1 protein-coding gene is annotated in these 616 nt (G+C 46.3%); it reads left to right on the top strand.

Annotated elements, in window-relative coordinates; genetic code table 11:
- Positions 1–194: 194 nt before the first annotated feature.
- Positions 195–616 (top strand): reverse transcriptase N-terminal domain-containing protein (locus A142_RS03890; protein WP_019823836.1); only part of this gene is annotated, 422 nt, incomplete at its 3' end.

The raw sequence follows: 616 nt of genomic DNA, 5'->3' as shown, positions 1-616 counted from the left end.
GGTAAGCCTGTATCACTCCCTTTGGGAAAGCCTTTGTGGCCGATAGTGATGCAGGTATAGGAGGTCGGAAAAAGCGAAAGCTGCATTGTAATGATGCAGATACAGACTTATGTCTGATCACGAAAGTGAGCCCACTTCCGACTGGTCTCCCATTGCGAGAGAATTTGAAGAACTTTATTCAAGGAGAAAAGCAAATGGTGATCTCGAAAGAGATTAGTGCATCTTCTGACGGCGCTCAATGGCAGTCCATCGACTGGAAATCCGTTGAAGCACACGTATTGAAGCTTCAAATGCGTATCGCAAAAGCAACGAGAGAAAAGAAATACGGTAAGGTGAAGTCCTTACAGTGGCTCTTGACTCATTCTCGCTCAGCCAAGCTTCTTGCGGTTAAGCGAGTCTCTCAGAATAAAGGCAGTAAAACGTCTGGAATAGACGGTGTCACCTGGAACACAGATGTACGCCGTATGAAAGCAGTCAATCAACTGAGCCGCAAGGCTTACTCTGCAAAACCACTCAAACGTATCTACATCCCCAAAAAGAACGGTAAGCTCAGGCCATTGGGTATTCCATGCATGATTGATAGAGCGCAACAAGCCCTCCACCTTCTAGCATTAGA

Source organism: Vibrio splendidus 12E03 (genome assembly GCF_000272105.2).
Taxonomy (GTDB): Bacteria; Pseudomonadota; Gammaproteobacteria; order Enterobacterales; family Vibrionaceae; genus Vibrio; species Vibrio splendidus_I.
The sequence above is the reverse complement of the archived record's forward strand: the minus strand, read 5'-3'. Positions and strand labels throughout refer to the sequence as shown.